Origin of the sequence: Pedobacter anseongensis (assembly GCF_037482965.1) — a bacterium.
GTDB lineage: Bacteria > Bacteroidota > Bacteroidia > Sphingobacteriales > Sphingobacteriaceae > Pedobacter > Pedobacter anseongensis.
Window position 1 is genome coordinate 436,368 of sequence record NZ_JBBHKB010000002.1, and the last position, 18,296, is coordinate 454,663.

Sequence of the window (18,296 nt, forward strand, 5' to 3'; positions counted from 1 at the left end):
TTAAGGTACAAAAATATTAAAAAACTATTAAAAATTCTGCTTTGGTCTCTTGCATCAATTGTATTGTTGCTTGCAATCGTACTTTTCTCGCTTCAGTTTAAGCCTGTGCAAACTTATGTAGCAAAAAAAGCAGCAGCTTATTTATCAAAAGAATTAAAAACAACCATCAGCATTGGAAGTTTATATGTCAAACCCTTTAAATCACTTGTACTCGAAGACCTGGTTGTACTCGATCTACAAAAAGATACCTTAGCCAATTTCCCGAAATTTACAGTCGATTTAAACAGACTTTCTTTAAAAGAAAGAGTTCTGGATGTAAACACTGTCCAAATTAATAATGGTAATTTCTACTTAAAAGATTTTAAGGATAAGTCTTCCAATCTAGATTTTATTGTCGAGTATTTTGATGGTGGACCTCCGCCAAAAATTAAAAAGAAGAAATTTCAATTCTTAATCGGCCGAATTATCTTAAACAACATTAATTTTAAGTATAAAGATTTAGCAAAAACTAGGGTAGTTAAGGGAATTAATTTCGAAGACATAAATCTTAAAAACCTCAATGGCATATTCGAAAAATTAAACACGAATGGACATATCATTCAAGCCAACATTAAAAATTTAACTTTTAAAGAAAAAAGTGGATTTTATCTTAAAAATCTAACCGCTTTTACCACCATCGATACAAATGGGATTGAGTTACAAAAATTACTTCTACTAACTAATCAAACACGTTTAACCGATTATTTTCAAATGAAATTCGGAAGATTTAGAGACTTCAACGATTTTGAAAATAAAGTAAAAATGAATGCTAACTTTAAAGAAAGTCATATCTCTTCAAACGATATAAATTATTTTACTACTGCGCTAAAAAAAATAAAATTAGATATCGATATCGATGGGCAGGTAACTGGGTATGTAAACAGCCTAAAAGCTAAACATCTTTCGATCAAAGCGGGGAAAGCCACACATATAAAGGGAGATTTTGTCTTTAAAGGGTTACCAGAGTGGGACCAGACTTTTATCGACATGAAAATCGAATTGGCCGGCACGAATAAGAAAGATTTAGATGCAATCTTAATCGATTTAACTGGAAAGCCGTTAGATACGAGTTTAAACATCATTAATAAGTTTGGCAATATCAACTTCAATGGATCATTTACAGGATTCCAGAACGATTTTATTGCCTATGGCGAATTCAAAACAAAACTAGGCCGTGTAAAATCAGATGTGAACATGAAAATCGATAAGAAGGGCACCCCTTCTTATACTGGAAATGTTAAAACGTATGATTTTAATTTAGGCGAATTAATTGATGAGAAAACCTTAGGCAAGATTACTTCAGAACTTTATGTAAAAGGAAGAGGTACAGAGGTGAAAGAACTTAGCGAACAACTTAAAGGCAATATTTCTTACATCGACTTTAAAGATTATCGCTATAGGAACGTAAAAATCAACGGCACCTTTGAAAAGAAGTTTTTTGATGGAAATTTAAGCGTCGATGATAAAAATGTGCAGTTAGCTTTTGATGGAAGTGTGAACTTAAATCCCAAATTACCTGTTTTCAATTTTAAAGCAAACATTCAAGGTGCAAAGTTAAAAACCCTGAATTTATTGAAAGACTCAATGATGATTGATGCTACCTTCAGCACCAATTTTTCGGGAAACAACCTAAATAACATTCAAGGAAAACTATTAATCGAAAAGATTAAATTAAATAATAAAAAAGGCATTTACAATATCGATTCTGTACAGTTAGCTGCTTCTGGTTTAGGTATCGACAGAAGTTTAACCGTTAGTTCAGATATCCTAGATGCAAGCATTAAAGGGCAGTACGACCTTAATACGATTGTTTCTTATTATAAGGCTATTGCAAAAACATACATCCCCTCACTTGACGCCGATATTATTAAATACAACACTCAAATATTTAACTTTAATTTAAGAATAAAAAGATTTGAACCGATAGCAGAATTAATTGCCCCAGGCTTACAAATAGATAACAAAGCGCTATTAATTGGTAATTTCGATTCAAGAAACAACACCGCTACCTTAAATGGATTTATTAATAAACTAAGCTATAAAGGTATAATCGCTAATAACATTATCATCGACGAAAATACAACCAACAAGCAAATTCAAGCCATTATAACCTCAGATCGCGTAGACCTAAACGATAGTCTATTTATTAAAAATGTCAATATTGTAAACATCTTACGAAACGATAGCCTTTCGCTTAACGTTAAGCTTTCGAATGCAGATGATGCCAATCAACTCGATTTAAACGGCTTGGTAGAATTTGCCAACGATACTACTGCTAGAATAAGTATTTTACCTTCTAACTTAAAAATTAACAGCGAAGATTGGTCTATTCAGGAAAAGGTTAAAATCAGTTTTAATAATGGAAAAATCCACATTACAAACTTCGATCTTAGTAATGGCAAACAGCTACTCACGGTTGATGGAATCTTATCTGATGATCCGAAAGATTTACTATTAGTTGGATTTGAAAACTTTAACCTAAAAACAATTAACCCTTTTGTAAAAACCCTCGGTGTAAAATTAGCCGGTAACGTTAATGGGAAAACACATTTATACGATATTCTAAAATCACCAAGAATTACCGATAGCCTCGAAATTGATTCATTAACGTTAAACGATATCTATATCGGAAAGTTAACCGACACCACCTCTTTTGATCAAGGAAAAAGTTTAGCTAATGTATATACAAAGATTGTTACCGATAATAAAGAAACGTTTAAAATTATTGGCGGCCTAAATCTTAAAGAGAAAAAAATTGATTTAAGTGTTAAAATGGATCAAAGTAAACTCACTGTTCTTGAACCATTCGTTAAAAAACTTGTGTCTAATTTAAAAGGTTATGTTTCCGCAGATTTAACGGTGAAAGGCGATCTTAATAAACCACAAATTAACGGCGAAATTTCTTTTGATGACGGACAAGTTACTGTAAACTATCTTAAAACTTCCTACAAATTAAATGATGAAGTACGTGTAAATAATAGCGTCATTAATATCGACGATTTAACCTTAACAGATCTTGAAGGAAATGAAGCCACTGCGAAAGGTTCTGTTGATTTAAACGACATCGATAATCCGAATATCCAAGTGGTTTTGGTTGCGACCAATTTTATGGCTTTAAATACAACTTCTAAAGATAATGCGGTTTATTTTGGCAAAGCCTATGCAACTGGAAAGTTCGAATTTAATGGCCCAACAAATAATATGTTCATCAAGATTGATGCGAAAACCGAAAAAGGAACCGTATTCAATCTTCCTTTAAACAGCACAGAATCGGTAACGGATAAAGATTTTATCACCTTTGTGAGTAAAGACACTACTCAAGTTATTAAAAAGAAAAATAATTTCGACGGTTTACGGATGAACTTCAAACTCAAGGTAGACCCGAATAGTACAGCGAATATCTATACCATTTTAGGTAAATTAAGTGGAAAGGGGAATGCAGAACTTGACTTGAACATCTCGAGTGCTGGAGATTTCGAAATGAAAGGCGATTATATTATTGAGACCGGAAATTTTGATTTTACCGCACAAGAGGTGATTAATAAAAGATTCGATATTAGACAGGGTGGCACAATACGGTGGACGGGGAATCCAACTAATGCTCAAATTAATTTAAAAGCAATTTATGCTTTGCGTGCGAGTTTAAATGATTTATACAAAGCTGCTAATAGAGAGCTAAACACCAATCAACGGGTACAAACCGAGGTAGAGATGGATTTGAGCGGCTTACTTCTAAAACCCGACATCAAGCTAGATATTTTCTTCCCAGCAAGTCCAGCCGTAAAGGAAGAATTACAAGCTTATTTAAGCGATGGCGACAACACCAAATATCAGGCACTTAGTTTAATAATATTACGTCGCTTTGCCCCTGGAGCTGGAAAAGAGAATTTCGCAAAACAGCTAGGCTCTGCTGGTACAAGTACTGCCTCAGAGTTGTTATTTAACCAAATCAACACCCTTTTATCGTCCTTAAACTTAAACTTTGTTGACATTAATATTCGAGCATTCAACGATGCAAGTGCATCTTTTAAATTGTTTAACGATCGAATTATAGCGAACTTCGGAATTGTGGATAGAGAAAGTGCAAATGATTTTACACCCATTGGTTTTTCGAAAGATAATGTAGGTAGAGAGGTTGAAATTTTAGGATTAATCAAAAAAGATGGGACATTAATTGGAAAATTAGCCAATAAACCGCCTACACAACAAAGCATATTTGCAAATCCAGGTGTTAACCAAAACATAAATGTTACCTCATTGGGTTTAATTTATAGTCAACAATTCGACACCTTTAAAGAATTTCTTCAAAAAATAACCGGCAAATATCGTCGCGATCAAAAAAAGAAAGCCGCAGAAAATGAGAAACTAAGACTCAGTAAAGAAGCCATCATAAATGAAACCAAGAAAAACCAATAGGATTGTAAAATTGCTAATTTATAACACAATCTACTCTGGGGGGTTATGCTACACTCCTATTAACCTTTGCCTAGTAATCCTACAACCCTAGTAATCCTAGTTTGTGTCCCATTTTATCTCTTTTGGTCTTCAGATAGGACTCATTGTGAACATTGCTTTTAATCTCGATTGCAATATTCTCTACAACTTCTAAACCATAACCAATCAACCCCGCTCTTTTAGCCGGATTATTAGAGAGTAAGCGCATCTTCGTTACACCCGCCGCCCTCACAATTTGAGCCCCTACGCCATAATCACGTTCATCGCTTTTAAAGCCAAGTTCGATATTGGCCTCAACTGTATCAAAACCTTCATCTTGTAGATTATACGAACGCAACTTATTAATTAGCCCAATACCTCTACCTTCTTGGTTCATGTACACGATTAAGCCCTTGCCCTCTTGTTCTATCATTTGAAAAGCTTTATGTAACTGAGGGCCACAATCGCATCTACACGATCCAAATATATCGCCCGTAACACACGAACTATGAATTCGAGTTAAAATAGGCTCATCAATCTTCCATTCACCTTTACTTATGGCTAAATGTGTGGCATTATTGCTAAGTTGGGTATAGGCCGTCATCTTAAATTCGCCCCATTGCGTGGGTAGGTTTACCGTAACCTCTTCTCTAATCAAGCTCTCTGCAGAAAGACGATAAGCGATTAGATCCTTTATGGAAACAATCTTAAGTCCGTGCTGAGCAGCAATGATCATCAAATCAGGCAATCGAGCCATGGTACCATCTTCGTTCATGATTTCGACCAATACGCCAGCTGGCTCAAACCCTGCCAATCGTGCAATATCGATGGTGGCTTCTGTATGTCCAGCCCTTCTCAACACGCCTTCGCGCTTTGCCTTTAACGGGAAGATGTGTCCGGGTCTCCCTAGGTCTTCGGGTTTAGTAGCAGGGTCTATCAGTGCCTGAACTGTCTTAGCACGATCTTGAGCCGATATTCCAGTAGTACAGCCATTGCCAATTAAATCTACCGAAACTGTAAATGGAGTTTGATGCAAAACAGTATTATTTTGAACCATTAAATCCAATTTCAACTCCTCACAAAGATCTTCAACTAAAGGGGCACAGATTAAGCCACGCCCGTATTTAGACATAAAATTAATTACTTCAGGAGTAACATTTCGAGCTGCAGTAATAAAATCGCCTTCATTTTCACGATCATCATCATCTACTACAATAATAATTTTTCCAGCTTTAACATCCGCTATAGCCTCTTCAATCGCATTTAATTTAATATCCATCTTTAGTATTTCTACCACAAAGTTACAATCTTTAACTGCAAGTTTTAGCTACAAATATCATTGGGAAGTAAGGATTAACTAGCTTGATCGGTGCCCACTTTATTACGCCCTAAGCTTCCTATTTTCTTAAATAGGCCAACTACAAGCTGCTTGTAATAATCGATATCGAATATCGCAGAATCTACTGTTGCTTTGTAGGTTAGAAATATACCTAAAGGAGTTAAAATTATGACGGCCATCCACATTCCAAAAACATGGTCCAATGACCCCTCCTTAGCCGATTTTTCGGCAACAGTAGAAATAATGTGATAAACTAAAAAGAAAACCACAGCAATAACCACCGGCAAACCTAATCCACCTTTTCTAATAATTGCACCCAAAGGCGCCCCAATAAAGAACAAGAGCAAACAAGAAACTGCAAGCGTAAACTTTCTTTGGTATTCAATTTTAGATTTTAACACCTCTTTTTGCTTCAGGTCGTAATCGATCATTCTATTATTCACCACCTGTTGTAAAGTTGACGTCAAATCGATTGCATTTTGAATAGTATTTGCTCTATCCTTTAACGGTATGGTATTAATGATATTTGTAGTTATCTTCTTAGGAACTGTTTTAATTTTAGTATAGCCTTTAACATAACTCGTTTGCTTATAATAACTCGATGCATTCTGTTTTGTAACCATGTTTAAGGTATCGATTTGCCTATTTAGCGAATCAACACGCTTATCTATTCCCTTCAAGTTAAGCATCGGGGCATTGTCTCGGAAACGTTCCTCGTCTGTTCTATTAAAACTGGTAAAGCTCGAAAAGTCTAATTTTACCTCAGTTTCTTTAAACCGCATACGAATAAGGTTCTGACGGGGGTCGTAAGAGGCATTTCCTTTCGTTTCCTCATACCTTACACCGTCAATTAGTTTCAAGATCATGATATTCCCATCATCGGTTTTAATCATTCTTCCCTTTTTTGCCAAAATTATCTTCGGAACTCCCCTCGAATCTACATTGGTATGATCGTAAATCATAATTCCAAAAAGCGAGTCCGGATTAACTACCCCCTTTCTTTCCACTTTAATGGCATAATTTGTTACGCTAGTGTTAAAAACACCTGGTTTGATTAAGAAAGACAATTTTTTGTTCCTCATGTCCCATAGCAAGGTAAAGTATTTACTATTTGCCTTTGGAAGCATATAATCTGAAAAGAAAAAAGAGGCGATAGACAAGGAAATAACCAGTAAAAAGAGCGGTCGCATCGCCTTTTGAAGAGAAATGCCGGCCGACTTTATCGCTACCAATTCATAGTTTTCACCTAAAGTTCCGAAAGTCATGATAGAGGATAGCAAAATAGCTAGTGGTAAAGCCATGGCCACATTTACGGCCGATTGGTACATCATAATTTCCAAGATGGTATACCATTCGAATCCCTTTCCTATAAATTCGTCGACGTATTTAAATAGGAAAAACATTAATAGGATAAACATCACGATAAAAAATGTGACGGTAAATGGCCTAATAAATGACTTAATTAGCAGTAAATGTATCTTTTTCAATATGCAAAGATAGGTATTTTATGCACCTATTACGCTCAGCAGGTAGGTAATTTGATTGTCCCAAATTTTTGTTCTTTCGGCACGGGTTTCGTCGGTCGCAAAATCGGTGATCGCCAAAGCAACATCATTTGTTAGTTCGTCTTGAACGATTTCCATTTCGAAGTAGCAATGAGGTTCGTCATCAAGCCATTTAAACTTAACCAATTTATTCTCTTTGATGCTCAACAATTTAGCTTTCTGAACTTCATCATCCCAGGTAAACGTATACACTTGGTCACGAAAAATCACATCGTCTGCAAACCACTGCGACAAACCATTTGGCTCGCTTATAAAGCTAAATAATATGCGTGGAGATGACCTCAATTCATATTCTAATGTAAATTTTTTCTTTTCTGACATCCTAAAACGCGGCTAATCTTAAAAATAATGGACTATTTTTTATTATTTGTTTCTAAAGAAAAGTAATTTATTCTATATTTGCAACTCTAAAAAAAATAGTATTCCACAATCGGTTATTATTTTAACTTTGGCGGGGTAGCTCAGTTGGTTAGAGCGCAGGATTCATAACCCTGAGGTCACGAGTTCAACTCTCGTTCCCGCTACGAATGAGATCAAAAACGCTAACAATTTGATTGTTAGCGTTTTTTGCGTTAAAATAGGTTGTTTCTACACTCTAACACCGAAAACATAGCCTACTAATGCCGATAATCCCATTGCAATTGTTCCCCAAATGGTGATACGTAAAATTGCTTTTGAAATACTTGATCCGCCTGTTTTTGCTGCCATTGTACCTAAAATAATGAGAAAAATTATGGTAGCACCATACAGCCAGTATTCCATACCTTTTAACGGAGCGAATAGAATTACTGAAAGTGGCAAAACACCACCAACAGTAAATGCTGCACCAGACGCTAATGCTGCTTGTATTGGGTGGGCCTGACTAATTTCATTGATGCCCAGTTCGTCTCTAATATGTGCACTTAGTGCGTCTTTTTCTGTTAATTCGACAGCTACCTGCATAGCTGTTTCTTTTTTAAGGCCTCGCTTTTCATAGATTTGAGCCAAAATATTTAGTTCTTCATTTGGCATTTCTTTAAGTTCCTTGATTTCTCTTTCAATATCTGCCTTTTCGGTGTCCGTTTGCGAACTTACCGAAACGTATTCTCCTGCAGCCATCGATAAAGCGCCCGCAACTAGTCCCGCAACTGTTGCTAAAACAATTGGCGCTCTTGTTGAACTCGCTGCAGCAACTCCTATTGCTAGACTTGAAATAGAAATTATTCCATCATTTGCACCTAGAACAGCTGCCCTCAACCAATTGCTTCTATGTATATAGTGGCTGTCTAAATAGTTGTCGATCGTTATTATTTCCTTATTTTTCTCTGTTGTCATAAAACTATACCTGAAATTGAAGCATTGACATTCTATTTGATTAATTAAAGATACTTAAAACAGCATCATTTACAACTCGCCCGTCGCAAAAGCATTGCATGGAAGCAATTAAAAAACACCTACAATAGAGGTGTATTTGAATCCATTAGCGCTTCCAATTTATGCAAACTCTGCTTCCAGAAATTGTCATAGTAGGCCATCCATTCGCGCAACTCTTCAAAACCTTCTTCACTAAGCTTACAATGCCTTTCTCTACCAATTTCTTCGATGGCTATAAAACCGGTTTCCTCCAATAACTTTACATGCTTGGAAACTGCTGGTCTGCTCATATCGAAGTTTCTGGCTATAGCATTGATCGAAAGGCTCTCTTTAGAAAGGAGCTTCAAGATCTGTCTCCTTGTGGGCTCTGCCACAACCTGGAATGCATCCAATCTTGACGCACCCATTACTTCTCGTCCATTTTTTTCAACAATCGCTTCGCAATCTTAAGCCAACCTTTTCGCATAACCAGATAGGGGAAATAATTTCTAAGACCCTTAAATCCTGCGTGGAGCAAAGTAAGCTTAGTTCCCCCATCTTTTGCTTCAAGTGTCCATGTTACCACCGAGTCGAGTTTTACATTTTCGCCATCGCCACCCCGCCAAGAATACTTCAGCATTTTTAGGTGCTCAAAATCTAAAAGCTGGCAATAGATTCTACCATCGAAACTAAACCTTCGAATAGGCTTAGCCCCAAACATAAACTTGTGACCAATCTCGAGCCTGAAATCAGTTGGCAATAACCACTGGCCAAGCAGCTCAGAATCAGTAAGATATTCCCAGACAGTTTCTGGGGGATGGTTGAAGAACCATTTGTGTAAAATTTGATTTTCCATAACGAGTAACTCTAAAGTTACGTAAATATAAAGAGTAACTTTGAAGTTACCTAATTTTATTTACACAAATATTTCTATTAACTAATGAAATTTCTCGCCTTTGGTAAGCATTTGCATGATAATGTTCATTCGCTTTGTGCGAGTTTCGGCTTTTTTGGCGGTCTGAAGTCGCCACGTAATTGCGTACCTGTTGGTTTTGTTCAATGATTCGAAAAAAGCTTTGGCCTGGTTGTTATTTTCAAGGAGTTTTAGAAAATCGTCGGGCACTTTCGAATTGGAGGGCGAATCGTATGCGGCGCCTATTCGGCCGTCTTTCTGTGCATCTTCAAAAGCCTTCATTCCTGCAGCCTTCATTCTTTTTTCGTCCATGAGCCGTTCAACATGCTCGATGTTTCGTTTCGACCATATACTTCGTACTCTACGAGGTGTAAATTTCTGAATCCATGAATTACTGTCGAATTTATTCTTTTGTCCATCAATCCAACCATAACAGAGTGCTTCGTCAAGCGCCTCTGCATATGAAACCGTTTTTTCTCCCGACCCTTTCTTGAATATCCGCAACCATATACCATCAGACTTGCCATGATTGATAGCAAGCCATTTGCCCCATGCACTGGCAGAGGCAAATGATTCGATAGGAGCATCTTTTTTATTTTCTATTATACTCATTTGGTAATAAAAATTTTCTCATCCCTTAAAATCTAAATATCTCATCCAATTCTACTACCCGTTTTCCCCCTACAGGCAGCTTGGGTGCCTTAGCCAATTTTTCGGCCAGAACTGCAGTGGGCATTGGCCTATAATTGCGGAGCATGCCTAAACCGTTCAGTAATTTCAACAATCTGGCCGAGATCTTTTCACCAAATCGATCCGTATTTTTTCTTAATAAGAGTCCTGGCCTGAAGATAAAATACTGGTTAAAGGTAAGGTCGGCAATACGATTTTCTAAGTCCCCCTTGAGTCTAGAATAGAACATATTGCTGGTAGCAGAAGCACCATAAGCCGATACTAGTACTGCCTTAGATACTCCATTAGTCTTTGCAATTTGGGCAAACTTTAAAGGGATTTCAAAGTCGATATGCCGCTGTTTAGCTTTAGAACCAGCCACTTTTAGCGTAGTGCCCAAACAAGAAAACAATACGTCTCCACTGATATCGTGCGACACCGCTTCGAGTTGATCAAAATCCGTTACGATCGCTGTTAATTTAATGTGAGTTAGGGTAACTGGTCGGCGTACAAATATTACCACCTCGGTGTAATATGGGTCTTGGAGCAAAGCATCTACCAGATCCTTACCTGTAGCCCCAGTAGCCCCGATAATCAGTGCTTTCATCTATTTTCTTTTAAAATTAATTAAATAAACTAACTATTAATAGTTTTTAAATAAACACTAAATTAGGCGTTCAGAATGTAATGCATGAAAATATCTATTTCAGTTAATCTTAAGCACTACCTGCACTTTATCTAAGGGCTAAAGTGGATTACTAAATTTGATGAAATTGCTGAAGATAAATATTAAATATAACACTTGGTACAATTAAACTAAACTCAGGCTATCCATTATAAAATTACGAGAACGCTTTGAAGAACTAATAATTAAAAAGTAATAGTTTTTTTACTAGGTTAATTTATATCTCTATCTTTGATAAAATCAAAATCCGTTTTGAAACTTACTAAAAATTATCTCCAATCTACATGGAATACTATAATTGGCGACAAAGCTAATTTTTCATTAGAAGCAAGAATATTCCACGCCGTTACAATTTTAGCTGTATTTACAGCGAGTGTAAACATGGTTGTTAATTTTTCGATAGGATTAATTCTCTATGGCTTTATTGTAATCCCTTTGCTAGGCGTATTGCTTCTTGGGTATTATTTATCGAAACATCGAAACAAACTTAATCTCGCGGTCGCCATTTTTGCTGTTGCTTTTAACTTGCTTTGTGGAGCCACTTATTTTTCGTCTGAAGGCTCTGGAAGTGTAAACCTTTTTACGTTCATTTTAATTATCTTTCTTCTTAGTTTTTTAACTTCAAAAAAACAATTCAGAATTTGGATACCTTTAACCATTTTACATGTTATTGTACTCTTCCTACTCGAGTACTTGTATCCCGACTTGGTGAAACCTTTATATTCAAGCAAGCAAAATAAATTAATTGATGTGGCCCAAACATGGGTAGAGGTTGCGGGAATGATTGCACTTATTACCATGTACATTCAGAACAATTATAATGATGAAAAAGAATTGGCTAAAAGCAGGCTTGTTGCTTTGGAAGAAATAAATGATACGAAGAATAAACTATTCTCTATTGTTGCGCATGATCTACGTGCTCCACTAAGTTCTATAGAAAATTATTTATCCATACTTAACAAAGTTGATTTAACAGTTGATGAAAAGAAAACGATAGAGCAAAGTTTATTGGCATCTACCAGGCAAACTTCAGAAATGCTTCAAAACATCTTGTACTGGTCTAAAGACCAAATGCTTGGTATAACTGCTAATTTAGCCAGTCTAAATTTAAGTGAAACATTAAATCCCACCATTATTTTACAGCAAACACTCGCAAGTGAAAAAAACATTACACTTAATTATGCAATAGCACCTAGCATAAGTGTGGTGGCTGATACCGATATGCTTCAACTTATCGTTAGAAATTTACTTAACAATGCCATAAAATTTTCGTCACCAGGCGGCGAAATTAAGTTAAGTGCAAGTTTAGATAACGATAAATGCCTCATCCAGATCAGTGATACCGGCGTAGGCATAAGTGATAAAGATGGGGCAGATATATTTTCAATTAAACATAAAGGCAGCTACGGAACGAATAAGGAAAAAGGAGTTGGCCTTGGTTTACTATTAGCTAAAAACTATATCGAACTTCAAAATGGAGAAATTTGGTATAAAAATAACAGTACATTAGGCACAACATTTTTCATAAGCCTTCCTAGTTCATAAAGCTACCATCTCCTCTACGCTGTGGTGCTGCATTGTTACGTCCCTTGGCTCCAGTCCATTTTTGCAACCGCATGCTTACTCTCAGCATAAAATAACGACTCAACGCATTTGATTGTGTATCTGTAATCCCGTTATCTGTAATCTCTCTATTTATAAAGTTATTTTGGTTTAGCATATCGAAGGCTTGAAAAGTAACCGTTGCTCTTCTTTTCCACATTTCCTTTTGAAGGTAACTATTAATTACAAACGGATTATTTGTTACGTTTGCATTTATTCCGCTTACATAATTCTTACTTGCACTATAGCCAAATATTAACGTTTTCCACATATAAAACTTACCGTCGATGCTTAAGGCAAGTGTTTTTGTTTTGCTATCGATAGAGGTTGGCAAAGTATTATCCGATTTAGTAAGGGTATACGATACGTAAGGATTAACCTCAATAAATTCATTCGGATTAATTCTCGGACCAAAACGCTCGCTCATGTTAAATGTCGTAGTTGTATTAACCACGTTATTACTCATCGACAAACCATGGTTATACGATATGTTGCCATTTAGGGACAGATTGTACTTACGGTTGGCTAATTGCTTACTAATCGAGTAGTTCCCGTTAACACGATAAACACCATCAATGTTTACATAACGGGTCTCATTCTTCAAACTGTTGTAGGCATCCTTAATTTGAACAATATTTCTTACAACTGAATTTTGTTTAAAGCTAGTATTTACACTCACAGAATAATTCAACTTTGAGTTTGCGATGTAATTATTGTAGTTCGTATTAATCGAGTGGTTAAAAGTAACTTTTAAATCAGGATTACCAACAACTGGATTTTGAGGATTAGACACATCGCGAACGGGTTGTATTTGATCAAAACTTGGCTCTTGCGCATTTCCAGAGTAGTTAATCTGAATGCTATGTTGTCTTGACCATAAATATTGGAACCTTGCAATCGGAATTACATTAAAGCTCGACCTATTGGTACTTGTTCCCAAACTTACCTTTGTTCCTTTTAATAATCCCGGAACGGCCGTAACCCCTAACGAAAATCTTATTTTCGATGTATTCGATAAACCATAACGGTAATTTAAGGCTAAACGGGTTTGTGTAAACGAGTAATCGTAAATATTACTTAACGAATCAATTAAAAAGCGGCTTCCCAGGGCATTTATATTACTTGTAGTTGCCGTGTTATCGTATCCATTATAGTTCATTTGGCCATTAAACTCTAACTGGGTGTTAGCCGATAAAGGTTCAGCAAAGGTAACACTCGCCCTATAATTCTTCGTTAAATTTTCACGTTGAACCAACCGATTGATTAATGAATCTTTTAGTACTGCACCTGTACCCTGTTGATAGTAGATGATATTCGAATTTTGTTCTTGCTCAATATTTTGGTTGTTATCATTAAGGCTTAATTGCAACGAGAAATTTCGTCGTGGCTTGGCAAAAATATGCTGATAAAAAACCGTCGCTCCTACCGTTGGTCGTGTATTCGTATTTGAGTTACGACCATTTTGATCTTGAAAAATTAAACCCGTTTGTTTAATGTTAGACTGGCTTGCACTTAAGGTTGATGAGTAAGTAATGGTCGGACTAACCCTCAAAAAGTTATTACTATCTAAATCTGCTTCTAATTCAAAGCTAAAATTATGGCTTTTTGTGTTATTATCACTCGTATACTTATTCACCCCAAAAGTAGTTCCAAGAGAACTAAATGTTTGAGATTCACTGTTATTGGTCGAATTTCTATTGTTAAACGTATACCTATAATTGGTATTAATCTGTACGCTTTTGCCTATTTTGTCGCGAAACGAAAGTGATGAGTGTCCTGTATTTGTAACGCCTCCACTTGCACCACCATTATTTGTATTACCTGTGTTTCCACCGCCATTGCCACCACCACCTTGACCGCCTCTTCCACCACCGCCTCCACCACCTCCGCCATTATCACCACCATTACTCGCTACTCCTGTTACGGTATTGTTGATTTGAGTATTTAAGCCAATCGTTTGATTTTTATTTATCCGAGCACCAAATATAGAGCCTTCGTATCGTTCATTATTTCCAGCGCCAGCCTTGATATTTGCCGTATTACCAACAGATTTATCCGTTCGGGTAGTAATATTTAACACTTTCTCAGGATCACCATCTTTAATCCCAGTTCTAGCAGCTTGGTCGCCATAATCGTCTACAATCTGAATTTTATCTACAATTTCGGCAGGTAAATTCTGTATTGCGGAAGCAACATCTCCACCCATGTAGGTTTTACCATTAATTTTAGCTTTGGTAACCGCCGCTCCTTGATGTACTAAAGTTCCATCGGTACCTACTTCCATGCCTTCCATCTTTTTTAGCAACTCGTCTACCGTTGCATTTTCTCTTACGATGTAATCGCTCGCCTTATATTCAACTGTATCAGTTTTGTAGGTAATAGAGGGCGTACCATTAATTACTACTTCATTTAAGCTATTCGCGGGTGCTTCTCTTAGAATAATCGGGTCCATTACAATCCTAGCTACAGCATCATTCTGCTTAAATTTAGCTACCATTGGTCTGAAACCTAAATTACTTAGCGATAGTGAATAGGTTGCCGATTTTACTGCTTTGAAAACAAAAACTCCATCGCCATTCGTAACCACTACTAAGGTATCCTTATCAGAAGTTAAACGAACCGTTGTTCCTGGAATACCAAAATCGGTAGTATCCTTTACCACTCCACTTACCTCTCTCAAAGGAAGTGGAGGTGGAACAGCGGCAGGCCGCTGAGACGTTTGCGGGGTTTGTGCATAAGTGCTCGCGCTTAAAAATAGCAGCAAACCAAATAGCACAATACTTTTTAAGGTGCATATTGCACAAGTGTAGGGTTGAAAAAATTTCATAATGGGCCGCTCGGGATAAATAGTTTTTGGGTGTATAGTTGATTAGTTTTTGGATGTCTGGAACTACTTCTTTAGTATAGTGTATTTACCCCAAAAGTCTGTCGGGCTCATTATATCTTGCATACTGTTGCCGCTACCCTGACCACCCCTAAAATTGCCACCACCACCGAAGTTACCTCCACCGCCACCGGCTCCACCTCTACCAGCTTGACCACCACCAGCGCCTCCAAATCCAGCCATTACTAGCCCATTTACCTTAATCTGATACGCAAATTCTTTAGGCTTTCCAGCTGTAAGATCTAATAGGTTTAATGGGATAGCCAGCTCATAAATCATCGACCCTTTATCATCGAATGCTGCTGCTGCTTTTAATCCATACTCGTTATAAATAGAAATTAATGTATCGGTAATGCTTTTAAAGCCAGCAACCTTAATTTCCTTTACTGTTGCTAATTGCGTCTTATGATTAACCAAACTAACTGAATCTCTTTGAGCCGTTGTTAACTGTACTCTATTTTGTCCACCAGCACCGCCGCCAAACCCACCCCTAGCTTGGCCACCCCCTGCCCCTTGTCTACCACCCCCTTGTGCGCGAGGGGCCCTTTTCACTAAAGGATAAGTGATACTCAATGATTCTTTTTCTTTTTTCTTACCATCAAGATTCACATTAAAGGTTATTCCACCTAACATTATTTTATTAATGCTAGCGGCGCCAATTCCTTTTATAACTAAGTATAGGTTTTTATCGTCGTTGGCCAGCGTATATAGTAAAGATGTTCTTTTATTTTCTGCGGCAAAGGTATCTCCCCATTCTGTGGTTTTACCATCTATTCGAAGGCCAGCTGGAGCGCTTATTGCAGCCGTTTGAATTTCAGGGAGCTTCTGTGCCTTTAAGGTAATGCTTAGTGAAATGAATAAAAAAGCAAAATAAATTTTCATATAGGAATAATTTGTGGTTGTTTGAGATAGACTAACTAAACTAGAAATAGCTTAATAGCCTATTAAAACATCACTAATTTGTTACTATTACGGCGCATAAAAAAGTCCTTCCTCGATAAATCGAGAAGGACTTTTATTAAGATTTATTAGCCTTAGTTCGCTCTATTGTAAGTTGCAGCCATTAATAATGCATTATACGCATTCACAATCCCTCCACTTACACAAATATCATTAAATGTAGATCTTACGGTTTCGCCCTTATCATTTTTATATTTCACTTTGTGATTTACTTTCGCAACCGATTTGATGAGAATATCTCTTACTTCGGATGCCTTTAATTCTGGATAGTAGCTCAAAATTAAAGCAGATAATCCAGAAACAACTGGAGCGGCCATACTTGTACCATCAAATTCTTCGTATTTATCATTTGGAACAGTAGAATTAATCATAAAACCTGGGGCAAACACATCGACGTTAAATTTACCATAATTAGAGAAAGACGCCTTTAATTCGTCGTCATCCCGGTATGCACTTGCACCAACTTCAATCCAATTATTAGCGTGAGGAAGTTTAAATTTCGCTGTATCCACTACTTTAACTGGTGTTCTATATCTCATTCCCATTCTTTGGTCGCCGTAATCGTTACCATATGGCGACGAGCCCTGATTTTCTACACTTTTAGGAGGTACAAAACCTAATTCACGTTTGGGCTTAGCTTTGAAATGTGCTTCAGCTTCTGGACTATCGAAATACTTATTTGGGTAGTTTTCAACTTCATCGTTATCATTATTATCGTTACCTGCAGCATGGACTAAAAGTACATTTTTTGACTCGGCGTACTTTACGGCCTCATCCACTATTTTTTTATCCCATTTAAATCCTTTACCAAAGCTCATATTAATTACTCTCGCGCCATTATCTACTGCATAACGAATCCCGTTAGCTACATCTTTGTCCCTCTCATCACCTTGTGGCACCACACGGATAGACATTATAGCTACATTATTCGCTACACCAAGTATCCCTAATTCGTTAGCTCGGTTAGCGCCGATAATACCCGAAACATGGGTTCCGTGATCTGCATCTGGCCCGGTTACATCATTATTGCCATAAATTCTTTCTGCCGAATTCGCATAATCATCGCCCACCATTTCTGCCCTTTCGTCGTATTTCTCATTAAGGTTATACTTTAGCATCACGTCTAATTCCTTATAACCTTTCTGTATCGTAGTATAAAATTTCTCGATGCTACCTTCGTCTTTCGCTCCTTTTCTAATGATTTTTTTAATTTGCTCTTCCATTTCATCATCAGCTTTATAATTGTCTATATCCTCTAACGATGGGATTTCCTTTTTACTGGTAAAAGCTACTGTATCTAACACCTTTTTGATGGCAATATAAAATGGAAAAGCTTGAGCTGCTTCGTCGTATTTCTTTCCAAATTCAGCTTCAGCGCGTTTATATATTCTAAACTCTGCTTTTTCTGAGCTGTCTAAAACCGTAGTCATAATGGTCGACCTAAACTTAGGTTTATATTTCCTTAAAATTCTAACCAATTCCAAATTATCATAGGTTAAATTTCCCTTTTTTGAGCCTATAAAATTCCATCCGTGAATATCATCAATATAACCATTTCCGTCGTCGTCGACCCCATTTCCAGGAATTTCTTTGGTGTTGGTCCACAATACATCTTTTAAATCTTCATGTTTAATGTCGGTTCCTCCGTCGATTACTGCAACAATTATTTTGACTTTAGGTTTCATGTTAATTAACAGTTCATTGTATGCTTTTTCGGTACTTATACCAAAATAGCCGGATGTTGCTAAATCTAGGTTAAACCAATTTTTCGGGAGAATCACATTTTTATCTTGCGCAAAAACTGAGATGTTTGTTGCAATAAAAAATGCTAAAAATATATAAATCTTAAGGGTCTTCATGTTCAAATGTGTTTA

The 18,296-nt window shown here is 36.7% G+C and carries 13 protein-coding genes and 1 tRNA gene; 3 read left to right on the forward strand and 11 right to left on the reverse strand.

The genetic code is table 11. The annotated features are described in order from the left end of the window. The first annotated feature begins 66 nt into the window (after positions 1 to 66). The gene (locus tag WG904_RS09040) at positions 67 to 4,455 is read left to right on the forward strand and encodes a translocation/assembly module TamB domain-containing protein (protein WP_339578983.1); all 4,389 of its coding nucleotides are present in this window, start codon (positions 67 to 69) and stop codon (positions 4,453 to 4,455) included. Positions 4,456 to 4,534: 79 nt separating this feature from the next. On the opposite strand, the gene WG904_RS09045 is transcribed toward WG904_RS09040, so the two are convergent. From WG904_RS09045 to WG904_RS09055, 3 genes are all read right to left on the reverse strand, one after another. Then, positions 4,535 to 5,752 carry a bifunctional 3,4-dihydroxy-2-butanone-4-phosphate synthase/GTP cyclohydrolase II gene (locus WG904_RS09045; protein ID WP_339578984.1) on the reverse strand — a complete coding sequence of 406 codons (1,218 nt, stop codon included), beginning with the start codon at positions 5,750 to 5,752 and terminating at the stop codon, positions 4,535 to 4,537. A 74-nt stretch (positions 5,753 to 5,826) separates the two neighbouring features. After that, positions 5,827 to 7,299: an LptF/LptG family permease gene (locus WG904_RS09050; RefSeq protein WP_339578985.1), complete on the reverse strand. Its 1,473-nt coding sequence runs from the start codon at positions 7,297 to 7,299 to the stop codon at positions 5,827 to 5,829. A gap of 18 nt (positions 7,300 to 7,317) precedes the next feature. Then, positions 7,318 to 7,698: an START-like domain-containing protein gene (locus WG904_RS09055; RefSeq protein ID WP_090996525.1), complete on the reverse strand. Its 381-nt coding sequence runs from the start codon at positions 7,696 to 7,698 to the stop codon at positions 7,318 to 7,320. Positions 7,699 to 7,827: 129 nt separating this feature from the next. Between WG904_RS09055 and WG904_RS09060 the strand changes: the two genes are divergently transcribed. Further along, positions 7,828 to 7,901, forward strand: a tRNA-Met gene (locus tag WG904_RS09060). Between the two features lie 64 nt (positions 7,902 to 7,965). Here the strand turns inward: WG904_RS09060 and WG904_RS09065 are convergent. The 5 genes from WG904_RS09065 to WG904_RS09085 all read right to left on the reverse strand — a co-directional run bounded on the left by WG904_RS09065 (position 7,966) and on the right by WG904_RS09085 (position 10,898). Further along, positions 7,966 to 8,691, reverse strand: a complete 726-nt coding sequence (locus WG904_RS09065) for a VIT1/CCC1 transporter family protein (RefSeq protein WP_339578986.1) — start codon at positions 8,689 to 8,691, stop codon at positions 7,966 to 7,968. Positions 8,692 to 8,810: 119 nt separating this feature from the next. Then, on the reverse strand, positions 8,811 to 9,137 hold the full coding sequence (locus WG904_RS09070) for an ArsR/SmtB family transcription factor (protein ID WP_339578987.1): 327 nt from the start codon (positions 9,135 to 9,137) through the stop codon (positions 8,811 to 8,813). Continuing rightward, positions 9,137 to 9,565 carry an SRPBCC family protein gene (locus tag WG904_RS09075; RefSeq protein ID WP_339578988.1) on the reverse strand — a complete coding sequence of 143 codons (429 nt, stop codon included), beginning with the start codon at positions 9,563 to 9,565 and terminating at the stop codon, positions 9,137 to 9,139. The genes WG904_RS09070 and WG904_RS09075 overlap by 1 nt, the downstream gene beginning before the upstream one ends. 81 nt (positions 9,566 to 9,646) lie before the next feature. Next, entirely contained in the window at positions 9,647 to 10,234 is a 588-nt protein-coding gene (locus tag WG904_RS09080) for a YdeI/OmpD-associated family protein (RefSeq protein WP_339578989.1), read from the reverse strand. A gap of 25 nt (positions 10,235 to 10,259) precedes the next feature. Then, positions 10,260 to 10,898, reverse strand: coding sequence for an NAD(P)H-binding protein (locus tag WG904_RS09085; protein ID WP_339578990.1), 639 nt, complete (start codon positions 10,896 to 10,898; stop codon positions 10,260 to 10,262). 330 nt (positions 10,899 to 11,228) lie between these two features. Here WG904_RS09085 and WG904_RS09090 point away from each other — a divergent pair, with 330 nt between their 5' ends. Then, positions 11,229 to 12,521 carry a sensor histidine kinase gene (locus WG904_RS09090; protein ID WP_339578991.1) on the forward strand — a complete coding sequence of 431 codons (1,293 nt, stop codon included), beginning with the start codon at positions 11,229 to 11,231 and terminating at the stop codon, positions 12,519 to 12,521. Here WG904_RS09090 and WG904_RS09095 read toward each other — a convergent pair. From WG904_RS09095 to WG904_RS09105, 3 genes are all read right to left on the reverse strand, one after another. Then, positions 12,511 to 15,405, reverse strand: coding sequence for a TonB-dependent receptor (locus WG904_RS09095; RefSeq protein ID WP_339578992.1), 2,895 nt, complete (start codon positions 15,403 to 15,405; stop codon positions 12,511 to 12,513). The two genes, WG904_RS09090 and WG904_RS09095, sit on opposite strands and share 11 nt — an antisense overlap. Positions 15,406 to 15,468: 63 nt before the next feature. Beyond that, positions 15,469 to 16,344, reverse strand: coding sequence for a hypothetical protein (locus WG904_RS09100; protein WP_339578993.1), 876 nt, complete (start codon positions 16,342 to 16,344; stop codon positions 15,469 to 15,471). Between the two features lie 152 nt (positions 16,345 to 16,496). Beyond that, positions 16,497 to 18,281, reverse strand: coding sequence for a S8 family peptidase (locus WG904_RS09105; protein WP_339578994.1), 1,785 nt, complete (start codon positions 18,279 to 18,281; stop codon positions 16,497 to 16,499). Positions 18,282 to 18,296 lie beyond the last annotated feature (15 nt).

Bases quoted from the DNA above. Each gene is read 5' to 3' on its own strand.
- WG904_RS09045 (WP_339578984.1), bottom strand. From the start codon at position 5,752: ATGGATATTAAATTAAATGCGATTGAAGAGGCTATAGCGGATGTTAAA.
- WG904_RS09055 (WP_090996525.1), bottom strand. From the start codon at position 7,698: ATGTCAGAAAAGAAAAAATTTACATTAGAATATGAATTGAGGTCATCT.
- WG904_RS09065 (WP_339578986.1), bottom strand. From the start codon at position 8,691: ATGACAACAGAGAAAAATAAGGAAATAATAACGATCGACAACTATTTA.
- WG904_RS09070 (WP_339578987.1), bottom strand. From the start codon at position 9,137: ATGGGTGCGTCAAGATTGGATGCATTCCAGGTTGTGGCAGAGCCCACA.
- WG904_RS09075 (WP_339578988.1), bottom strand. From the start codon at position 9,565: ATGGAAAATCAAATTTTACACAAATGGTTCTTCAACCATCCCCCAGAA.
- WG904_RS09080 (WP_339578989.1), bottom strand. From the start codon at position 10,234: ATGAGTATAATAGAAAATAAAAAAGATGCTCCTATCGAATCATTTGCC.
- WG904_RS09085 (WP_339578990.1), bottom strand. From the start codon at position 10,898: ATGAAAGCACTGATTATCGGGGCTACTGGGGCTACAGGTAAGGATCTG.
- WG904_RS09095 (WP_339578992.1), bottom strand. From the start codon at position 15,405: ATGAAATTTTTTCAACCCTACACTTGTGCAATATGCACCTTAAAAAGT.
- WG904_RS09100 (WP_339578993.1), bottom strand. From the start codon at position 16,344: ATGAAAATTTATTTTGCTTTTTTATTCATTTCACTAAGCATTACCTTA.
- WG904_RS09105 (WP_339578994.1), bottom strand. From the start codon at position 18,281: ATGAAGACCCTTAAGATTTATATATTTTTAGCATTTTTTATTGCAACA.